The 18,414-nt window shown below is 63.8% G+C and carries 18 protein-coding genes and 1 tRNA gene; 9 read left to right on the forward strand and 10 right to left on the reverse strand.

Annotated elements, in window-relative coordinates:
* Nucleotides 1-601: 601 nt before the first annotated feature.
* Nucleotides 602-1,996: a GABA permease gene (gene gabP, locus ACODSK_RS21530; RefSeq protein ID WP_489018995.1), complete on the forward strand. Its 1,395-nt coding sequence runs from the start codon at nt 602-604 to the stop codon at nt 1,994-1,996.
* A gap of 57 nt (nt 1,997-2,053) precedes the next feature.
* On the opposite strand, the gene ACODSK_RS21535 is transcribed toward gabP, so the two are convergent.
* The gene (locus ACODSK_RS21535) at nt 2,054-2,488 is read right to left on the reverse strand and encodes a hypothetical protein (protein WP_489018996.1); all 435 of its coding nucleotides are present in this window, start codon (nt 2,486-2,488) and stop codon (nt 2,054-2,056) included.
* 61 nt (nt 2,489-2,549) lie between these two features.
* Nucleotides 2,550-2,984, reverse strand: a complete 435-nt coding sequence (locus ACODSK_RS21540) for a hypothetical protein (protein ID WP_489018998.1) — start codon at nt 2,982-2,984, stop codon at nt 2,550-2,552.
* Between the two features lie 121 nt (nt 2,985-3,105).
* Here ACODSK_RS21540 and ACODSK_RS21545 point away from each other — a divergent pair, with 121 nt between their 5' ends.
* On the forward strand, nt 3,106-3,648 hold the full coding sequence (locus ACODSK_RS21545; protein WP_489018999.1) for a hypothetical protein: 543 nt from the start codon (nt 3,106-3,108) through the stop codon (nt 3,646-3,648).
* Between the two features lie 3 nt (nt 3,649-3,651).
* On the opposite strand, the gene ppk2 is transcribed toward ACODSK_RS21545, so the two are convergent.
* The 5 genes from ppk2 to ACODSK_RS21570 form a co-directional block, all read right to left on the reverse strand.
* Nucleotides 3,652-4,695, reverse strand: coding sequence for a polyphosphate kinase 2 (ppk2, locus tag ACODSK_RS21550; RefSeq protein WP_489019001.1), 1,044 nt, complete (start codon nt 4,693-4,695; stop codon nt 3,652-3,654).
* A gap of 238 nt (nt 4,696-4,933) precedes the next feature.
* Nucleotides 4,934-5,009: transfer RNA gene (locus ACODSK_RS21555), tRNA-Phe, on the reverse strand.
* Nucleotides 5,010-5,099: 90 nt separating this feature from the next.
* Complete coding sequence (locus ACODSK_RS21560; RefSeq protein WP_330077572.1) at nt 5,100-5,372, reverse strand: oxidative damage protection protein; 273 nt, start codon at nt 5,370-5,372, stop codon at nt 5,100-5,102.
* The gene (gene mutY, locus ACODSK_RS21565) at nt 5,369-6,436 is read right to left on the reverse strand and encodes an A/G-specific adenine glycosylase (RefSeq protein WP_489019003.1); all 1,068 of its coding nucleotides are present in this window, start codon (nt 6,434-6,436) and stop codon (nt 5,369-5,371) included. The genes ACODSK_RS21560 and mutY overlap by 4 nt, the downstream gene beginning before the upstream one ends.
* The gene (locus ACODSK_RS21570; RefSeq protein ID WP_489019005.1) at nt 6,433-8,679 is read right to left on the reverse strand and encodes an AsmA family protein; all 2,247 of its coding nucleotides are present in this window, start codon (nt 8,677-8,679) and stop codon (nt 6,433-6,435) included. The genes mutY and ACODSK_RS21570 overlap by 4 nt, the downstream gene beginning before the upstream one ends.
* Before the next feature lie 330 nt (nt 8,680-9,009).
* Between ACODSK_RS21570 and ACODSK_RS21575 the strand changes: the two genes are divergently transcribed.
* The 7 genes from ACODSK_RS21575 to ACODSK_RS21605 all read left to right on the forward strand — a co-directional run bounded on the left by ACODSK_RS21575 (nt 9,010) and on the right by ACODSK_RS21605 (nt 14,812).
* Nucleotides 9,010-10,671: an OFA family MFS transporter gene (locus tag ACODSK_RS21575; RefSeq protein WP_489019022.1), complete on the forward strand. Its 1,662-nt coding sequence runs from the start codon at nt 9,010-9,012 to the stop codon at nt 10,669-10,671.
* Nucleotides 10,672-10,906: 235 nt separating this feature from the next.
* Nucleotides 10,907-11,500 carry an imidazoleglycerol-phosphate dehydratase HisB gene (hisB, locus tag ACODSK_RS21580; protein ID WP_330077569.1) on the forward strand — a complete coding sequence of 198 codons (594 nt, stop codon included), beginning with the start codon at nt 10,907-10,909 and terminating at the stop codon, nt 11,498-11,500.
* The gene (hisH, locus tag ACODSK_RS21585) at nt 11,500-12,138 is read left to right on the forward strand and encodes an imidazole glycerol phosphate synthase subunit HisH (protein ID WP_489019007.1); all 639 of its coding nucleotides are present in this window, start codon (nt 11,500-11,502) and stop codon (nt 12,136-12,138) included. Before hisB ends, hisH begins: the two co-directional genes overlap by 1 nt.
* The gene (locus tag ACODSK_RS21590; protein ID WP_489019009.1) at nt 12,138-12,398 is read left to right on the forward strand and encodes a DUF2164 domain-containing protein; all 261 of its coding nucleotides are present in this window, start codon (nt 12,138-12,140) and stop codon (nt 12,396-12,398) included. Before hisH ends, ACODSK_RS21590 begins: the two co-directional genes overlap by 1 nt.
* 41 nt (nt 12,399-12,439) lie before the next feature.
* Nucleotides 12,440-13,177: a 1-(5-phosphoribosyl)-5-[(5-phosphoribosylamino)methylideneamino]imidazole-4-carboxamide isomerase gene (hisA, locus tag ACODSK_RS21595; protein WP_489019010.1), complete on the forward strand. Its 738-nt coding sequence runs from the start codon at nt 12,440-12,442 to the stop codon at nt 13,175-13,177.
* 10 nt (nt 13,178-13,187) lie between these two features.
* A complete protein-coding gene (gene hisF / locus ACODSK_RS21600) occupies nt 13,188-13,958 on the forward strand; it encodes an imidazole glycerol phosphate synthase subunit HisF (protein ID WP_489019011.1) in 771 nt (256 codons plus the stop codon).
* A gap of 125 nt (nt 13,959-14,083) precedes the next feature.
* Nucleotides 14,084-14,812 (forward strand): substrate-binding periplasmic protein, encoded by a 729-nt coding sequence (locus ACODSK_RS21605; RefSeq protein WP_489019012.1) that lies wholly within the window; start codon nt 14,084-14,086, stop codon nt 14,810-14,812.
* Here the strand turns inward: ACODSK_RS21605 and ACODSK_RS21610 are convergent.
* The 3 genes from ACODSK_RS21610 to ACODSK_RS21620 form a co-directional block, all read right to left on the reverse strand.
* Complete coding sequence (locus ACODSK_RS21610) at nt 14,803-15,570, reverse strand: divergent polysaccharide deacetylase family protein (protein WP_489019014.1); 768 nt, start codon at nt 15,568-15,570, stop codon at nt 14,803-14,805. The two genes, ACODSK_RS21605 and ACODSK_RS21610, sit on opposite strands and share 10 nt — an antisense overlap.
* Nucleotides 15,570-16,901: a S41 family peptidase gene (locus ACODSK_RS21615; protein WP_489019015.1), complete on the reverse strand. Its 1,332-nt coding sequence runs from the start codon at nt 16,899-16,901 to the stop codon at nt 15,570-15,572. The genes ACODSK_RS21610 and ACODSK_RS21615 overlap by 1 nt, the downstream gene beginning before the upstream one ends.
* Before the next feature lie 81 nt (nt 16,902-16,982).
* A complete protein-coding gene (locus ACODSK_RS21620; RefSeq protein ID WP_489019017.1) occupies nt 16,983-18,290 on the reverse strand; it encodes a murein hydrolase activator EnvC family protein in 1,308 nt (435 codons plus the stop codon).
* Between the last annotated feature and the right edge of the window lie 124 nt (nt 18,291-18,414).

Below are 18,414 nucleotides of genomic sequence, written 5' to 3' on the forward strand. Positions count from 1 at the left end.
GTCCTCATTGATTTCGGTGCGTTCTGCTGTTGGCGGCCTTCCTGGCGAGGCGCAACGCTAGCATAGCGTTCGGATCGCAGCCAAGAAGGTCGAGCAGGGCGGGCGGCCGTGGCAAAGGCGGGTGTCGCATCGCTGCAGTGGACTGTCGCGTCGCTGTCCACCCGTGCGCTTCACGGGGCCGGAGCCGGGATGAAAAAAGGCGCGATGGTGCCAGTTTTGGCCGCTGGAGGAAAGGCGTATTTGGTCGCGGCGATTATCGGCAGCGCGGTGACGGCGGCTATCGGCGGGAGCGGGTTGCACCTTCGTGATTCATAAAGTTGCACAAGGTGTTACCTGAAATAGGTTATGGAGCACCCATTTCTAATTGTAAGTGGGTATTTCAGTAATCCGGCAAAGTCTGGCAAGTTTGGCGACCTTTCGGCCAATGACTGGCTGAAAGCGCCGCAGGCCCGGTGAATCGTGGTTTCAAGGTGTGTCTGGATTAGGCGGTCATCGACCTGGCCCGCTTATTGCCATCCACCTTCACGAGACGCAGGGCGCCCCACAAGGGCATGCGGCTCCAATCGCGGGACGATCTCCCATTCTTTGCATAGGTAGTTTTATGAGCGGTAAGCACAATTCCAATGACCTCGCTCAGGGGCTCAAGCAACGTCATGTAACCATGCTGTCCATCGCAGGCGTGATCGGCGCCGGTCTCTTCGTAGGTTCCGGCCATGCCATCGCCGCTGCCGGCCCGGCCGTACTGCTGGCCTACGCCGCCGCAGGCACGCTGGTGGTACTGGTGATGCGCATGCTCGGCGAAATGGCCGTGGCCTCGCCGGACACCGGTTCCTTCTCCACCTACGCCGACCGCGCCATTGGCCACTGGGCCGGCTTCACCATCGGCTGGCTGTACTGGTGGTTCTGGGTGCTGGTGATCCCGCTGGAGGCCAACGCCGCCGCAACCATCCTCAATGCCTGGTTCCCCGACGTGGCGATCTGGGTCTTCACCCAGGTCATCACCCTGCTGCTGACGGCGACCAACCTGTTCAGCGTAAAGAACTACGGTGAGTTCGAATTCTGGTTCGCCCTGCTCAAGGTGGTGGCGATCATCGGCTTCATCATTCTCGGCCTGGCGGCGATCTTCGGCTTCATGCCCAACAGCCAGGTGAGCGGCGTCAGCCACCTGTTCGACACCCAGGGCTTCATGCCCAACGGCCTCGGCGCGGTGCTCGGCGCCATGCTGACCACCATGTTCTCGTTCATGGGTACCGAGATCGTCACCATTGCTGCGGCCGAGTCGAAGGACCCGGGCCGGCAGATCAGCAAGGCGACCAACTCGGTGATCTGGCGGATTGCCCTGTTCTACCTCGTGTCGATCTTCATCGTTGTCGCCCTGGTGCCGTGGAATGCCGGTTCGCTGGCGGAAGTCGGTTCGTACCAGACCGTCCTGCAACTGATGGGCGTACCCCACGCCAAGCTGATCGTCGATATCGTCGTGCTGATCGCCGTGACCAGCTGCCTGAACTCGGCGCTGTACACCTCGTCGCGCATGCTGTTCTCCCTGAGCAAGCGCGGTGATGCCCCGGCGATTGCCCAGCGCACCAACGGTAGCGGCACGCCGCACTGGGCGGTGTTGCTGTCCACCACTGCGGCCTTCCTGACCGTGTTCGCCAACTACGTGGCGCCGGCCCAGGTGTTCGAGTTCCTGCTGGCCAGCTCGGGCGCCATCGCCCTGCTGGTGTACCTGGTGATCGCCGTTTCGCAACTGCGCATGCGCCGTCAGCGCATGGCTCGCGGCGAGCAGATCGCCTTCAAGATGTGGGCGTTCCCGGTGCTGACCTGGGCCACCATCTTCTTCATCATCGGCGTGCTGACCCTGATGCTGGTGCGTCCGGATCACCGTGCAGAGGTGATCTCCACCGGGTTGCTGAGCATTGCCGTGGTCGCTGCCGGCCTGCTGGTGGCGCGCAAGCGCAAGGCGGAGAAGGGTGGGCGGTTGGTGATGGATAACTGAGTGAACATTTGAAAGACAAAGGCCGCGATTGGATCGCGGCCTTTTTATTGAGATGTCTCAATCTTTATTTGGCTGGGGATGAGTGAGATGAATGTCCGGGATATCCGTAAGAGCATCCTGTATCTCGTCCCTCATATACCAGTCCATGGCGTCGTCGTTGGTGCTGTCGTGTCGCCACTGGTGGTACTCGCACAGGATGTGCTGGATGTAGAAGGCGTACGTGTGTGGGTAGCTGGTTTCCGCTGCCTGTGTGAGAGTGTCGTCGAAGAAGACGGCGAGCAATTGAGCGAGACTGGTTTCCTCAGCCTCTTTCATTTGCTGGAACAGGTTCTGGTAATGCCCGGAATCAAAGCCGCTGATGATCAGGTCGCTGACTGATGGGCCAGACAGGTTGTCTCTACGGGGTCGCGTTCCGTTTCGAATCATACGGTTGTGCTTGGCCTTGGCGGCGGCACGTTTTGCGCGTTTCTGCTGCTTGCTGTTCGAGGGCATTCTGCACTCTCACCATCTGAAGGTTGCGTCGATCCTGTGGGAGCTGGCTTTTCAGGCTAGCTCAGGCAAATTTCTTCTGCTTTGACACCAGCTCCGACGCCGCCACATAGGCGTCCTGGAACTCCTCGCTTTCCAGCCAGGCCATGGCCTCGGCTTCCTCGGTGCCGTCCAGCCACTTGCGGTAGGCACAGAAGACCATGCAAATGTAGTCGGTGGCGTGGTCTTCGCTGTGGCCCTTGAGCACCAGGGTCAGCAGGGGGTCGACCATGAATACGGCGATCATCGCTTCCAGGCTGGTTTCCTGGGCGCTTTTCATCTTGTCGAACAGGCCGGCGTAGCTGTTCGAGCTCATCGCCTTGTCGAACACCTGCTGGACGCTGGCGCTGGAGGCCTCGCCACCGCTCTTGACCGCCTGGCCGCTGCGCACCATGCGGTTCTCACGGGCCTTGGCGGCAGCGCGTTTGGCGCGTTTCTGTTGCTTGGTGTTCGAGGCCATCGGGTGTTCCTTTATGCGAAGTCAGTCAAATTGCGCGTATTGAAACGCAGTTGACCGGGAAACCCAAGCCGGGGAGGGCGGTCACAGGCTGGTTATCGGATCACTGGAAGGGAATCACTCAATGAAAGCCATCGCGCCACTGTGCCTCGTCGCCGCCACCTTGAGCGGCTGCGGCAATATCGCTGCGGTCAAATCCTTCAATACGCAGTTCGCGTCGCCCATCAGCGGCGAGACGGCGCGGTTGCGGGTGGTCTCCGACGGTATGGTGCGTGGCGTGCCGGGCCTGGAGTGCGTGGACTGGTACAGCCCCGGCGCCGGAGTGATCGTGGTGCCGAACGAAACCTTCGCCCAGCGCAACAATGAGCACCTCGGCATGCCTGGCGGCAAGCCGGTCCCGGCCGGCTGGGCGAGCAGCGAAGTGAAGGTGGCGGCAGGCAAGCCGCTGACCCTGACCTTCCTCGATGGCGGCCGTGCGGTGAGTTACAACCAGAAAAGCACCTGCCTGGGGATGTTCACCTTCACCCCCAAGGCCGGTGCCGACTACGAGCTGAAGCTGCACGGCTACGATGCCTGCGGCGTCGAGTTCAACCGCATCGACGGCGCTGCGCCGGAGCCGGTAAAGGCCGCCAAGGCGGACTATTGCAGCGCCATCGCCAACTTCTGAGGCTCAGCGCGGCAGCGTCAGGGCGCTGACCCGGCCGCGCAGTTCCACCTCATCCTCGTCGCGCAGGTCTTCCTCGATCTCCCGGGAGGCGCGGCCCACCAGCAGCGGGTCGGGTTCGTGGGCGACGCGGAAGTCCTTGCCCGGATAGTCGAGGGAATTGAGGAAATGGCGGATGCAGTTGATCCGTGCGCGCTTCTTGTCGTCCGACTTGATCACCGTCCACGGCGCATCGGCGGTGTCGGTATGGAAGAACATGGCTTCCTTGGCGGCGGTGTACTCGCCCCACTTGTCCAGCGACTTGATGTCGATGGGCGACAGCTTCCAGTGCTTGAGCGGGTCGTCGCGGCGCGAGATGAAGCGGCGCAGCTGTTCTTCGCGGTTGACCGAGAACCAGTACTTGAACAGCAGGATGCCGCTGTTGCACAGCATGCGCTCCAGCTCCGGGGCCTGGCGCATGAACTCCAGGTATTGCAGTGGCGAGCAGAAATCCATGACCCGCTCGACGCCGGCGCGGTTGTACCAGGAGCGGTCGAAGAAGACCATTTCGCCGGCAGTCGGCAGGTGCTGGATATAGCGCTGGAAGTACCACTGGCCCTTTTCCTGCTCCGATGGCTTCTCCAGAGCGACGATGCGCGCGCCACGGGGGTTGAGGTGTTCCATGAAGCGCTTGATGGTACCGCCCTTGCCGGCGGCGTCGCGGCCTTCGAAGAGGATCACCACGCGCTGGCCGGTTTCCTTGACCCAGTTCTGCACCTTGAGCAATTCGATCTGCAGGGCGTGCTTGGCCTTGTCGTACTCGGCGCGGCGCATGCGGGTGCTGTAGGGGTAGCCGTGCGGCAGCTTCGCCGAGGAGCTGTCTTCGCTAGTGCCGTGGGGCGCGTGGGCGACTTCGAGGGCGGCCGGGCTGTCGGCGTCGATGTCAGTCTCGACGATCGGGGCTGGCTTGCGTGGGCGGCGATGCGGGCGGGTGGCAGGTTGTGGGGGTGCAACGTGGTGCGCGGTTACCCCGGGCTCTGGGAGCGGGAGTACGGGGGATTCATCACTCATGGAGGGGCCTTCTGTTCCTTCGAATGTCCTTCTCCACAACTTACATAGATCGATTGATGGCGTATTGATGCCGGTCAATGCACGCGCCTCCTGTGGGAGCTGGCTTGCCAGCGATGGCGTAGGTGAATTCACTACCGCCATCGCTGGCAAGCCAGCTCCCACAGGGGGCGAGGCATGCTTTTTCCTGCGCAAAACAAAAAACCCCTGAATCTTTCGATTCAGGGGCTTTGCGTTGTCTTGGTGCCCAGAGACGGAGTCGAACCGCCGACACGAGGATTTTCAATCCTCTGCTCTACCGACTGAGCTATCTGGGCAACGGGGCGCATTAAAAGGCTTTTTCAGGTTTGCGTCAACAACAATTTCAAAAATTTTTTAATTAATACCGACGCTTACGTTTCCCGGCCTCATTCCGACGGCGGAACGTAGCCTTCGGCCTTCTCGAAATCCTCGCCGGAGAAGAACTTGTCCATCTCGCCCTGGATGAACTTGCGGTCGTCGGCGTTCATCATGTTCAGGCGCTTTTCGTTGATGAGCATGGTCTGCTCCTTCTGCCAGTCGGCCCAGGCCTTCTGCGAGATGTGCTCGTAGATGTCCTGACCCTTCGGGCCCGGGTACGGCGGACGCTCCAGGGCTGGCAGTTCTTCTTTGTACTTGCGGCACATAACGGTGCGGGTCATCGCGACTCTCCTGCAATCAATACGTCGGCCGCGCGTTTCAGCAGCTTCTTCACCGGGGCGGCGAGGCCCAGGCGCGGCGGGGTGGCGAGGTTATACCAGAGCCAGTCGGCCTCGGCCACGTGATCGCCCTGCTGGCCGACGCGTACCAGCCACGGCTCGATGGCCAGCTGGAAATGGCTGAAGGTGTGGGTCAGGCCGCTGAGTTCGTGACGGGTCTCGATGCTCAGGTGGTGCTGGTCGGCGAGGTGTTCCAGGTCGTCCAGGTCGTCCAGTTCCGGCAGGCTCCATAGCCCGCCCCAAAGCCCGCTGGACGGGCGCCGGTAAAGCAGGATGGCACCTTCGTCGTTGGCCAGCAGCGGCATCAGCGTGCGCTTCTGCGGCAGGGCCTTGCGCGGCTTGGGCAGCGGGTAGCGGATTTCCTGGCCGAGCATGTGCGCTTCGCAGCCACGCTCCAGCGGACACAGCAGGCAGCTGGGCTTGCTGCGGGTGCAGAGGGTGGCGCCGAGGTCCATCATCGCCTGGGTGTAGTCGTTGACCCGGGCATGCGGGGTGAAGCGCTCGGCATTGGCCCACAGCGCCTTGGCCACCTTGGGTTCGCCCGGATAGCCTTCCTGTGCGGTGTAGCGGGCCAGCACGCGCTTGACGTTGCCGTCGAGGATCGGTGCGCGCAGGCCCATGCTGATGCTGGCGATGGCGCCGGCAGTGGACAGGCCGATGCCCGGCAGCTCGGTGAGCTTTTCCACGTCACGGGGAAACTCGCCGCCGTACTGCTCGACGACGATCTTCGCGGTCTTCTGCAGGTTGCGCGCGCGGGTGTAGTAGCCGAGGCCGGTCCACAGGTGCAGCACTTCGTCCTCCGGCGCGGCGGCCAGGGCCTGGACGTCCGGCAGGGCGTCCATGAAGCGGCCGAAGTAGTTGAGCACGGTGCTGACCTGGGTCTGTTGCAGCATGATCTCGGAGACCCACACCCGGTACGGGTTGATGCCCTGTTGCCAGGGCAGGTCGTGGCGGCCGTGGCGGTCGAACCAGTCGAGGACCGCGGTGGAAAACTGCTCGGGGGTCATCGTTTGAACAGGCCCTTCAGTGCGTCTTTGAGCTCGGGACTGACCTTGTCACCCAGCTTCTCTTCGAGTTTTTCGTTGATCCGGTTGCCCAGTGCCTGGCCAGCCAGTTTGCCGACGCCGTCCTTGTCGATGCGGCAGGCGCGTGCGCCCAGCTCCAGCGGGCCACGGCAGCGCAGCGGGAATTCCAGGCCGACATAGCGCTGGTTGACCTGGCAGGCCGGGTCGGGCATTTCCCGGGTGTCGCCTTCGACGATCACACCGACGCGGTAGTCCATACCCAGCACGCGCAGGTCGATATCGCCATTGCCGTTGACGGTCAGGCCGGGGATGCGCGCCTTCAGGTCCGGGTTGCTGGCCACGCCGTTGCTCAGCACCAGGTTGCCTTTCAGCTCCTGGAACGGCGTGTCCTTGCCCCGTGGCTCGCCGCTCAGGGTCTTGCGATTGAGAGTGGCGATGCCCTGGCACAGCTGCTGTTCGAGATTGGCATTGACCAGCACGCCGTTGTTGATGACGAAGCTGGCCTTGCCGTTGAGGGTATCGACCAGTGCCTTCTGGCTGTTGCCGCTGGCGGTCAGGTCAGTGTCCAGGGTCAGCAGGCCCTTGACCGGTGGGGTGTTGCCGTCGTGCTTGATGAAGTGTTCAACCGGTACCCGGTTGATCTTCGCGGTGATGCCGACCTGCGGTACCGCCGGGCGCACGTCGAGAGTGCCGCGGGTGTCGAAGGTGCCGTTGTAGAGGCCGCCGCGCAGGGCCTCCAGGGCGATCAGGCCACCCTGGCCAGTGGCCTTGAGCTCGGCGTTCTGGATCGGCAGCTTGTCCAGGGTCAGCACGCCGAAGCTCAGGTCGGCCTGCAGATCGAGGGCGCGCAGGCGGTCCACCGGCAGCAGCTTGTCGGTGCTCCAGGCGACCTGGGTCGGCGCGTCCGGTAGCGGCGAGGTGCCCGGGCCGACGATGGCGCTGGCTTCGCTGCTGCTGACCTCGGCCTGGCGTGCGGCGCTGGCGCTTGCTGCGGCTTCGCTTTTGGCCAGCGAGTAGCGGTCGGCGTCGAATTTGTCGTTCTTCAGCTGGATGCGCAGGGCTTGGCGGGCGAAGTCTTCCACGGCGATGCGTCCGGTGAAGGTGCTGTCGTCGAGTTTCAGCGCCAGGTCTTCCAGGGCCAGGCTGGTCTTGCTGCCTTCGATGCGGCCGACCAGCTCGACATTGCCCAGGGTGGTCTGGTCTTTCATCGGTGGCAGGGCAACGCCGACGCTGTCGAGGAACTTGCGCAGGTCGAATGGGGCGATGGAGATGCCGCCGGTGACCTTAGGCTCGCTGTTCAGGTCGCGCACATGCAGTTCGCCGAGGGCGCGCAGTTGGTTGGCGGACAGCTTCAGGCCGTTCCACTCGGCGACATTGGCCGCCAGGTCGGCCAGCAACTGGCCCTGGGCGGAGAAGGTCATGCTCTTCTGCTCCAGCGGCTCGCCGGACAGCTCGCCGTGCAGCTTCATGTCTTCCAGTTGGTAGCGGCGCAGGGCGCGGTCGAAGCGGGCTTCGCCGACCAGTTCGACGCGTGCGCGCAGGACCGGCTGGCCAGAGCTGAGGAACGCGGTGAGCTTGAGCGGGATGTTCACGCCGTCATGCACGGCCTCGGTGCTCAGCTGGATGCTCTCGGCGCTGAAGCTCTTGCCGCTGCGCACGTCGTTGTACTGCACCCGGGCGTTGTTGACGGTGAGGCTGTCGATATCCAGTTTCAGCGGACGTTCGCTGGCGGCGGGTTTTTCTGTGCTCGCGGCGGGCGTGCTGGTCGCAGGCGCGGTCTCCGGAGTGCCGGCAGGAGAGTTGGCAGGAGTGCTGGCCGGTAGCGGCTTGCCGATGTCTTCCCAGTTGCCGTGGCCGTTTTCGTCGCGCACCAGGTTGAGGTTCAGGCCTTCGACCCGCACGTCACTCATCTGCACTTCGCGGCGCAGCAGCGGTAGCACGCGCACCGACAGGCCTAGCATCTGCAGGTCGGCGATCGGTTCGGCGGGTTTGTTCAGCGTGGCAATGCTCGCTTCGTGCAACTCCAGGCCGAGCCAGGGGAACAGGCTCCAGCCGATGTCGCCGTTCAGGGTCAGCTCGATATGAGCCTTGTCGCGAGCCAGTTGGCGGATCTCGTCTTTGTAGTCGTTGGGATCGAAGAGGTGGGTCAGGGCGAAGCCGCCAGCCACCACGATCAGCAACAGCCCGAGAACCACCAGCCCCAGGATTTTGCCGAACGCTTTCATGGGCGAGTCCTTGTAGTCGATGTCTGAAAAGTCAGCCGCAGAGTATAGCCTTGCGCGATTGGCCACTGCGATGCCATGAATGGCGGGTTTGACCCTTCCTGGCCCGTCGGTTCCGCGGAAGAAAGTCTCAGTTACAAGAAAAACCGTGATGTCAGTTTGATTTTTGTTAGCTGCCTAAGTGCTACTCTTGCACCCGTTCCCGGATCTTGCTGCGACGGATTGTCGCGACAGGGTCGGCTGCCCGAAAAAACGACTCGCTGCCTGCGTGCGCCAAGGTCGAGGGGGTTGCCGGTTTCGATCCGTGGGAACCACCTATCTACGAGGGCAACAATAATGAGCAGCATCACCGAGGGAGCCATCGCCAGCGCGCCTGGCTTCCTGTCCAAGGAGCGCATCGTCGCTCGACCCGGTTTCAACCGCTGGCTGGTACCCCCGGCCGCACTCGCCATCCACCTGTGCATCGGCATGGCCTACGGCTTCTCGGTGTTCTGGTTGCCGCTGTCGAAGGCCATCGGCATCACCGCGCCGGTCGCCTGCGCCCCGGACATGGGCTTCTTCGCACAGCTGTTCTCGTCCACCTGCGACTGGCCGATCTCCATGCTCGGCTGGATCTACACCCTGTTCTTCATCTTCCTCGGCTGCTCGGCAGCCATCTGGGGCGGATGGCTGGAACACGCCGGGCCGCGCAAGGCCGGTGTGGTCTCGGCGCTGTGCTGGTGCGGTGGTCTGCTGATTTCGGCGCTGGGCGTGTATACCCACCAGATCTGGCTGATGTGGCTGGGCTCGGGGGTGATCGGCGGTATCGGCCTGGGCCTGGGCTACATCTCGCCGGTGTCGACCCTGATCAAGTGGTTCCCGGACAAGCGCGGCATGGCCACCGGCATGGCGATCATGGGCTTCGGTGGTGGTGCGATGGTCGGTGCGCCACTGGCGGCAGCGCTGATGAACCACTTCGCCAGCCCTGAAGGCGTCGGCGTGTGGCAGAGCTTCGTGGTGATGGCGGTGATCTACTTCATCTTCATGATCGGCGGCGCCCTGTCGTACCGCGTACCGCCGACCGGCTCGAAACCGGAAGGCTGGACTCCGCCGGCGAAGAAGGTCAACAACGCGATGATCACCCACCGTCACGTGCACGTCAGCGTGGCCTGGAAGACCCCGCAGTTCGCCCTGATCTGGCTGGTGCTGTGCCTTAACGTTTCCGCCGGTATCGGCATCCTCGGCATGGCCTCGCCGCTGCTGCAGGAAGTCTTCGCCGGCAAGCTGCTGGGCAACAACCTGACCTTCAGCGAACTCGACGCCGGGCAACTGGCGCAGATCGCCGCGATCGCCGCCGGCTTCACCGGCCTGCTCAGCCTGTTCAACATCGGCGGGCGCTTCTTCTGGGCGTCGTTCTCCGACTACATCGGGCGCAAGAACACCTACTTCGCCTTCTTCGCCCTGGGCTTTGCCCTGTACGCGCTGGTGCCGAACATGGGCCACCTGGGCAACATCGCCCTGTTCGTCGCGGCGTTCTGCATCATCCTGTCGATGTACGGCGGCGGTTTCGCCACGGTGCCGGCCTACCTGGCCGACCTGTTCGGCACGCAGATGGTCGGCGCGATCCACGGTCGCCTGCTGACCGCCTGGGCGGCGGCGGGCGTGCTCGGTCCGGTGCTGGTCAACTACCTGCGCGAGTACCAGTTGAGCATCGGTGTCGAGCGGGCTGCGGCCTATGACATCACCCTGTACATCCTCGCCGGTTTGCTGGTGCTGGGCTTTATCTGCAACGCAATGGTGCGTCCGGTGGCCGACAAGTACTTCATGAGCGAAGAGCAACTGGCTGCCGAGCAGGCGCTGGGGCATGACAAGGGCGCCGACAGCAGCACCGTGCTGGAGTGGAAAGCTTCGCCATCGAGCAAGCCGCTGGTGCTGGCTGCCTGGCTGGCGGTGGGCATTCCGCTGGCCTGGGGGGTGTGGGCGACCTTGCAGAAGACTGCGGTTCTGTTCCACTGATCCACCCGTTTGGGGCCGCTTTGCGGCCCTTCGCCGGCAACGCCGGCTCCCACAGGGTTTTGCGCTGGACCATGGTTTTGGGTTCACCACAACCTCTGTGGGAGCCGGCGTTGCCGGCGATGGCCCGCCAACCGGGGCCCAAAACCCCACACCACACGTCATCTTCGTTTCAAGATGCGACGTTCTGCGCCTATAATGACCGCCTTTTTCGCCCAATGATTTTGCGGAGCTGGTGATGGTCGAACGTAAGGCGTCCGTCGAGCGCAATACTCTGGAAACCCAGATCAAAGCCTCGATCAACCTGGATGGCACTGGCAAGGCCCGATTCGATATCGGTGTGCCTTTCCTGGAGCACATGCTGGATCAGATTTCCCGTCACGGATTGATCGATCTGGACATCGAGTGCAAGGGCGACCTGCATATCGACGACCACCATACCGTCGAAGACGTCGGTATCACCCTGGGCCAGGCCTTCAACCAGGCCATCGGCGACAAGAAGGGCATCCGCCGCTACGGCCATGCCTACGTGCCGCTGGACGAAGCGCTGTCGCGCGTGGTCATCGACTTCTCCGGCCGTCCCGGCCTGCAGATGCACGTGCCGTACACCCGCGCCAGCGTGGGCGGCTTCGACGTCGACCTGTTCCAGGAATTCTTCCAGGGCTTCGTCAACCATGCCAACGTCACCCTGCACATCGACAACCTGCGTGGGCACAACACCCACCACCAGATCGAGACCGTGTTCAAGGCCTTCGGCCGCGCGCTGCGCATGGCCATCGAGCTGGACGAGCGCATGGCCGGGCAGATGCCTTCGACCAAGGGATGCCTGTAATGCAGACCGTCGCCGTTATCGACTATGGCATGGGCAACCTGCACTCGGTGGCCAAGGCCCTGGAGCACGTCGGCGCCGGCAAGGTGCTGATCACCAGCGACGCCGCGGTCATCCGTGAAGCCGACCGCGTGGTGTTCCCCGGCGTCGGCGCAATTCGCGACTGCATGGCCGAGATCCGCCGCCTGGGCTTCGACAGCCTGGTCAAGGAAGTCAGCCAGGACCGTCCGTTCCTCGGCATCTGCGTTGGTATGCAGGCCCTGCTGGAGCACAGCGAGGAGAACGACGGCGTCGATTGCATCGGCATGTTCCCCGGCAAAGTGCGTTTCTTCGGCAAGGACCTGCATGAAGACGGCGAGCACCTGAAAGTGCCGCACATGGGCTGGAACGAAGTCAGCCAGGTGATCGATCACCCGCTCTGGCACGACATCCCGGACCGCGCGCGTTTCTACTTCGTGCACAGCTACTACATCGAGTCCGGCAAGCCGTCCCAGGTGGTCGGTCGCGGCCACTACGGCGTCGATTTCGCCGCGGTGCTGGCCGAAGGCTCGCGCTTCGCCACCCAGTTCCACCCGGAAAAGAGCCACACCCACGGCCTGCAACTGTTGCAGAACTTCGCCGCCTGGGATGGCCGCTGGTAATGAACCGCTCGCGCAACAAGGCGCCGGTCATCACCCTCGCCGCCGAACAGGAACGCGAGGCGCTGAATACGCTCCAGCGTTTCCTCGAAGACCGTTTCGAGCTCGAACTGGGCTCGTTCGAGGTGGCCGAGGTGCTGGAGCTGTTCGCCAAGGAAATTGCGCCGCACTACTACAACCGGGCGATCTTCGATGTTCAGACGCAGCTCAAGGAGCGCTTCGAGAGCATTGAAGTCGACCTCTGGGCGCTCGAGAAGAACTGACTTCCCGGGCTCACCGTTTACCGATTGGACAGGTTTTCCAGATGCTGATTATCCCCGCTATCGATCTCAAGGACGGTGCCTGCGTACGTCTGCGCCAGGGCCGCATGGAAGATTCCACCGTATTCTCCGACGACCCGGTGAGCATGGCCGCCAAATGGGTTGAAGGTGGCTGCCGCCGTCTGCATCTGGTCGACCTGAACGGTGCCTTCGAAGGCCAGCCGGTCAACGGTGAAGTGGTCACCGCCATCGCCAAGCGCTACCCGAACCTGCCGATCCAGATCGGCGGCGGCATCCGCTCGCTGGAAACCATCGAGCATTACGTCAAGGCCGGCGTCAGCTACGTGATCATCGGCACCAAGGCGGTCAAGCAGCCTGAATTCGTTGCCGAAGCCTGCAAGGCCTTCCCGGGCAAGGTCATCGTTGGCCTGGATGCGAAAGACGGCTTCGTCGCCACCGACGGCTGGGCCGAAGTCAGCTCGGTGCAGGTCATCGACCTGGCCAAGCGTTTCGAGGCCGACGGCGTTTCCGCGATCGTCTACACCGATATCGCCAAGGACGGGATGATGCAGGGCTGCAACGTGCCCTTCACCAAGGCCCTGGCCGAAGCCACCAGGATCCCGGTGATCGCTTCCGGCGGCATCCACAACCTGGGCGACATCAAGTCCCTGCTGGACGCCAAGGCCCCGGGTATCATCGGCGCCATTACCGGTCGTGCCATCTACGAAGGCACCCTCGACGTCGCCGAGGCCCAGGCCTTCTGCGACAGCTACAAAGGCTGAGGAGAACGCCATGGCCCTGGCCAAACGCATCATCCCTTGCCTGGACGTGGACAACGGCCGGGTCGTCAAGGGCGTCAAGTTCGAGAACATCCGCGATGCCGGTGATCCGGTGGAAATCGCCCGTCGCTACGACGAGCAGGGTGCCGACGAGATCACCTTCCTCGACATCACCGCCAGCGTCGATGGCCGTGACACCACCCTGCACACCGTCGAGCGCATGGCCAGCCAGGTGTTCATCCCGCTGACCGTGGGCGGTGGCGTGCGTACCGTGCAGGACATCCGCAACCTGCTCAACGCCGGGGCCGACAAGGTTTCGATCAACACGGCGGCGGTGTTCAACCCGGAGTTCGTCGGCGAAGCGGCGGCGCACTTCGGTTCGCAGTGCATTGTGGTTGCCATCGATGCCAAGAAGGTTTCCGGCCCAGGCGAAGCGCCGCGCTGGGAAATCTTCACCCATGGCGGGCGCAAGCCCACCGGGCTGGACGCGGTGGAATGGGCGAGGAAGATGGAAGGCCTGGGTGCCGGCGAGATCCTGCTCACCAGCATGGACCAGGACGGCATGAAGAGCGGCTTCGACCTGGGCGTGACCCGGGCGATCAGTGATGCGCTGGGGATTCCGGTGATCGCTTCCGGTGGTGTGGGTAATCTGCAGCACCTGGCGGACGGGATTCTGGAAGGCCACGCCAGTGCTGTGCTGGCGGCGAGCATCTTCCACTTTGGCGAGTACACCGTGCCCGAGGCCAAAGCCTATATGGCGCAGCGCGGGATCGTCGTTCGCTGATCTTCAGGGCCCTATCGCCGGCAACGCCGGCTCCCACAGGTTCCGTGTACACCTCCGAACCTTGTGGGAGCCGGCGTTGTCGGCGATGAGGCCATCAGCATCACCAAAAATCTCGGACTCCTCCGATGCTGACCAAACTCCTCTTCCTCCTCTCCCTGACCAGCGCCGCCCACGCCAGCGAACCCCTGGTCCTGCTCACCGAAAACTTCCCGCCCTACAACATGTCCAGCGATGGCAAGAGCTTTGCCCGTGACGCGGAAATCCAGGGCATCGCCGCCGACCTGGTGCGGGAGATGTTCCGCCGCGCCGACGTGCCCTACAGCATGACCCTGCGCTTCCCCTGGACCCGGGTCTATCAACAGGCCAAGGACACGCCGAACCACGGCGTCTTCGTCCTGGCCCGCCAGCCGGATCGGGAGAAACTGTTCAAGTGGGTCGGCCCGCTGGGCCCGGATGACTGGGTGCTGCTGGCGCCGCCTGGCAGCCAGATCAAGCTGGACAGCCTGGAACAGGCCAAGGGCCTGCGCATTGGTGCCTACAAGGGCGATGCCATCGCCGAGAGCCTGCAAAAGCAGGGCTTGAAGCCGGTGCTGGTGCTGCGCGACCAGGACAATGCGAAGAAACTTGCCAGCGGCGAGATCGATCTCTGGGCCACTGGTGACCCGGCCGGTCGTTATCTGGCCCGGCAGATCGGCATGACCGCGTTCAAGACTGTGTTGCGCTTCAATGGCACTGAGCTGTTCCTGGCATTGAACAAGAGTGTGCCGGATGAGGTGGTGGAGCGCTTGCAGAAGGCCCTGGAGCAGATGCGCGAAGACGGTTTCGTCGACGCCACCTTCGCCCGCTACCTGTAGATCCCGCCCTTGCCATGGGCGGGCATGGCGCGGTTGCTGCGTTCGCCGATCATCTGGCGCAGGCCGATCAGCTCGACGCCCTGGGCCTTGAGCCGCGGCAGTTCGCGCTCCAGCACTTCCAGGGTCTGTGGGTAAGGGTGACCGATCACCACCGCAGTGCCCTGCTTGCGTGCCAGTTCCACGGCAATGCGCAGTTGCCCGGCAATCGCCTCGGCGGTGCGCACATCATCCAGGAACACATCCCGCGATACGCTCGCCAGGCCCAGCGCCTGCGCCTTGGCCGCCGCCACGGTGGCGGCGCTGGTGCGGCTGTCGACGAAGAACAGATCACGCCGTTGCAGTTCGCCCATCAGCCAGGCCATGGCCTCCGGCTGCGCGGTCATGCGGCTGCCCATATGGTTGTTGACCCCGGCCGCGTAGGGCACCTTGGCCAGCGCGGCGTTGAGGCGCTGTTCCAGCTCCGGCAGCGGCGTGCCCGGATGCCAGGCGTAGGGGCCGGTGGCCGGGTCCATGGGCATGTGCAGGATCACCGTGCGCCCGGCCTTGTGCGCCTGGCGGGCGAAGTCGGTGGCGTGGGGTGTGTCCGGCATGATCGCCATGGTCACCGGGCCGGGCAGGGCGAGGGTGCGCGAATCCCTGGCCGGGTTCTGGCCAAGGTCGTCGATGATCAGGCTGAGGTAGGCTCGCGGCTGCTGGACCGGCGCCGCGTGGGCGATGCCGGTCAGCAGGCAGAGCAGGGCGAGGCAGAACGCGCGCATCACTTGTCGCGGGTGATGCTCAGTCCCTTGAGCAGGCTGAGGGCCTGGCTGAGCTGGAAGTCACCGTCCTGCGGACGCTCCTTCTTGCTTGACGTCGAGGCCTTGCCGCTGGATGGCCGGTCGGCGCCGCCGTTGCCGTTGCCAAGGTGGCCTTGCAGGTCGGCTTCCTTGAAGTTCTCGGTGTCCTGTTCGCTGGTGACCTTGGCCTGGCGCACCTCGATGTCCGGGACGATGCCCTGGGCCTGGATCGAACGGCCGTTGGGGGTGTAGTACAGCGCGGTGGTGATTTTCAGTGCGCGATCGTTGTTCAGCGGCAGCACGGTCTGCACCGAGCCCTTGCCGAAGCTGTCGGTGCCCATCAGCACACCGCGTTTCTGGTCCTGCAGGGCGCCGGCGACGATCTCCGAAGCCGAGGCGCTGCCGCCGTTGATCAGCACCACCAGCGGTACGCCTTCGCTGGCGTCGGCCGGGTCGGCAGAGAAGCGCAGCTCGGAGTTGGCGATGCGGCCCTTGGTGTAGACGATCAGGCCTTTGGTCAGGAAGTGGTCGGCCACTTCCACCGCCGACTGCAGCACGCCGCCGGGGTTGTTGCGCAGGTCGAGGACGATGCCGCGCAGCTTGCCGTTGTTGTCCTTGCGCAGTTTCGCCAGGGCCTTGCCGACTTCCTCGCCGGTCTTGACCTGGAACTGGGTGATGCGGATGTAGCCGTAGCCGGATTCGAGCAACTGGCTCTTCACGCTCTTCACCTGGATCACTGCGCGGGCCAGGGTCACGTCGAACGGCGTGCCGCCGTCGCGGACCAGGGTCAGGGTGATTTTTTCGCCGATCTTGCCGCGCATCTTGTCCACGGCTTCGGTCATGGTCTGGCCGCGGGTCGGCTGGCCGTTGATCTTGACGATCAGGTCGCCGGCCTCGATGCCGGCGCGGGAGGCCGGGGTATCGTCGATCGGCGAGACCACCTTGACGAAGCCGTCTTCCTGGCCGACTTCGATGCCGAGCCCGCCGAATTCGCCGCTGGTACTTTCCTGCAGCTCCTGGAAGTCTTCCGGGCCGAGGTAGGCGGAGTGCGGGTCGAGGTTGCTGAGCATGCCCTTGATGGCGTTTTCCAGCAGGGTCTTGTCATCCACGGGCTCGACATAGGCGGCTTTCACCCTGTCCAGGACTTCGGCGAAGGTGCGCAGCTCGTCCAGCGGCAGCGGTGCCTTGGCGGTGACCGTCGTCGGCGCCAGTGCCGGCGCGGGCTTGACGGGCTCGGCGGCAAAGGCCAGGGACGCGCCGCTGACCAGGGCGACGGCCAGGGCCAGCGAGGTAAGGCGAGGCGAATGCAGCATGTCGAACGAACTCCTGATCCTGTGTGAGCCCCGAAAGGGACCTCGCGCCAGGCGGCTGGCGCGTTAAAAAAGGGGTAAAACCTATCCTTGACCGCGGCACCACTGCGTCGGGTCGCTTGGCTGACCCTGCTGGCGGATGGCGAAGTACAACGCCGGTGTGCTCTGGCCGCCGCTGTTGCCAACGGTGGAGATGGCCTCGCCGGCCTTGACGATATCGCCAGCGCCCTTGAGCAGGGTCTGGTTGTGACCGTAGAGGCTGAGGTAACCGTTACCATGGTCGAGAATGACCAGAAGTCCAGCCCCGCGCAACCAGTCGGCGAACACCACGCGCCCGCCGTGAACCGCATGAACCTGGCTGCCGGCCGAAGCGCTGATCATCACCCCGTCCCACTTGGCCCGGGCATCGTCGCCGCGGCTTTCACCGAAACGTGCCAACAATCGACCATTGACCGGCCATGGAAGTTTGCCCCGGGCCGCAGAAAATACGCCGCCGTACACCGCGCCGTCGCTGGAAACCAGCGGGCCCGGGGTGCGAACCGGTTTTTTCGGCTCGTCGTCAGCCGAGGTGTTGCGCGATTCGCGGGCGGCGATGGCGGCTTCACGCTGGCGTTTCTTTTCGGCTTCCTGCTCGGCCAGGGCGCGCTGGCGCGCTTCCTCGGCTTCGCGGGCCTGGCGGGCGAGGGTTTCCTCGATGGTCTTGAGCACCTTGCCCAGTTCGGCCTGCTCCTGTTCGCGGGCGGCGAGCTTCTGGTCGTTGGTCTTCAGGTTGCTGTTGAGCTTGGCGAGGATTTCCTGGCGCTCGGCGCGGGTTTTTTCCAGCTCTTGGCGCTGGTCGTCGAGGGTACCTTGCTGGACCAGCAGTTGGGCCTGCTGCTGGGCGATGTCCTTCTCGACGTTGGCCAACTGGCGCAGGGTCTCGTTGAAGCTGCGCAACTGGGCCAGGCGCGCCTTGCTCAGGTAGTCGTAGTAGGTCAGGGTGCGGGCGAATTTTTCCGGGTTCTGCTGGTTGAGCAGCAGCTTGAGGTATTCCTCGCGGCCGTTGTTCTGGTAGGCGGAGCGGGCCTGGATGGCGATCAGGCGTTGCTGTTCGGTGCGGGCGGACTGGAGTTTTTTCTTTTCAGTGTCGAGGCGCTCCAGTTCGCCCTCGCTCTTTTTTAGTTCTTTCTGTAGCTCCTCTACCTGCTTCTCCAGCTTGCCGATGTCGGTTTCGGTGCCGCGCAGGTCTTTCTGCACGCCGGATTTCTCTTCCTGCAGCGCTCCGAGCTTCTTTTTCAGCTCGGCGATGTCCTGGCGCGTGGCGTCCAGTTGCTGCTGGGTTTGCGCGCGCTCGTCGGCAAAGGCCGGGCCGAGCAGGCAGGTCAGGGCTAGGAGGATCAGGGCGCGAAGCATGGAATGGCGATAACCAGGGGATGGAGACCGGCCTAGTATGCCCGCCGCTGGCGCCAAAAAAAACGCCCCATGGGGGCGTTTGTCTGGAAATCCGGGCTCTTGGGGCCGCTTTGCGGCCCAGGGG

The sequence above is a fragment of the Pseudomonas sp. FG98 genome, assembly GCF_057808595.1.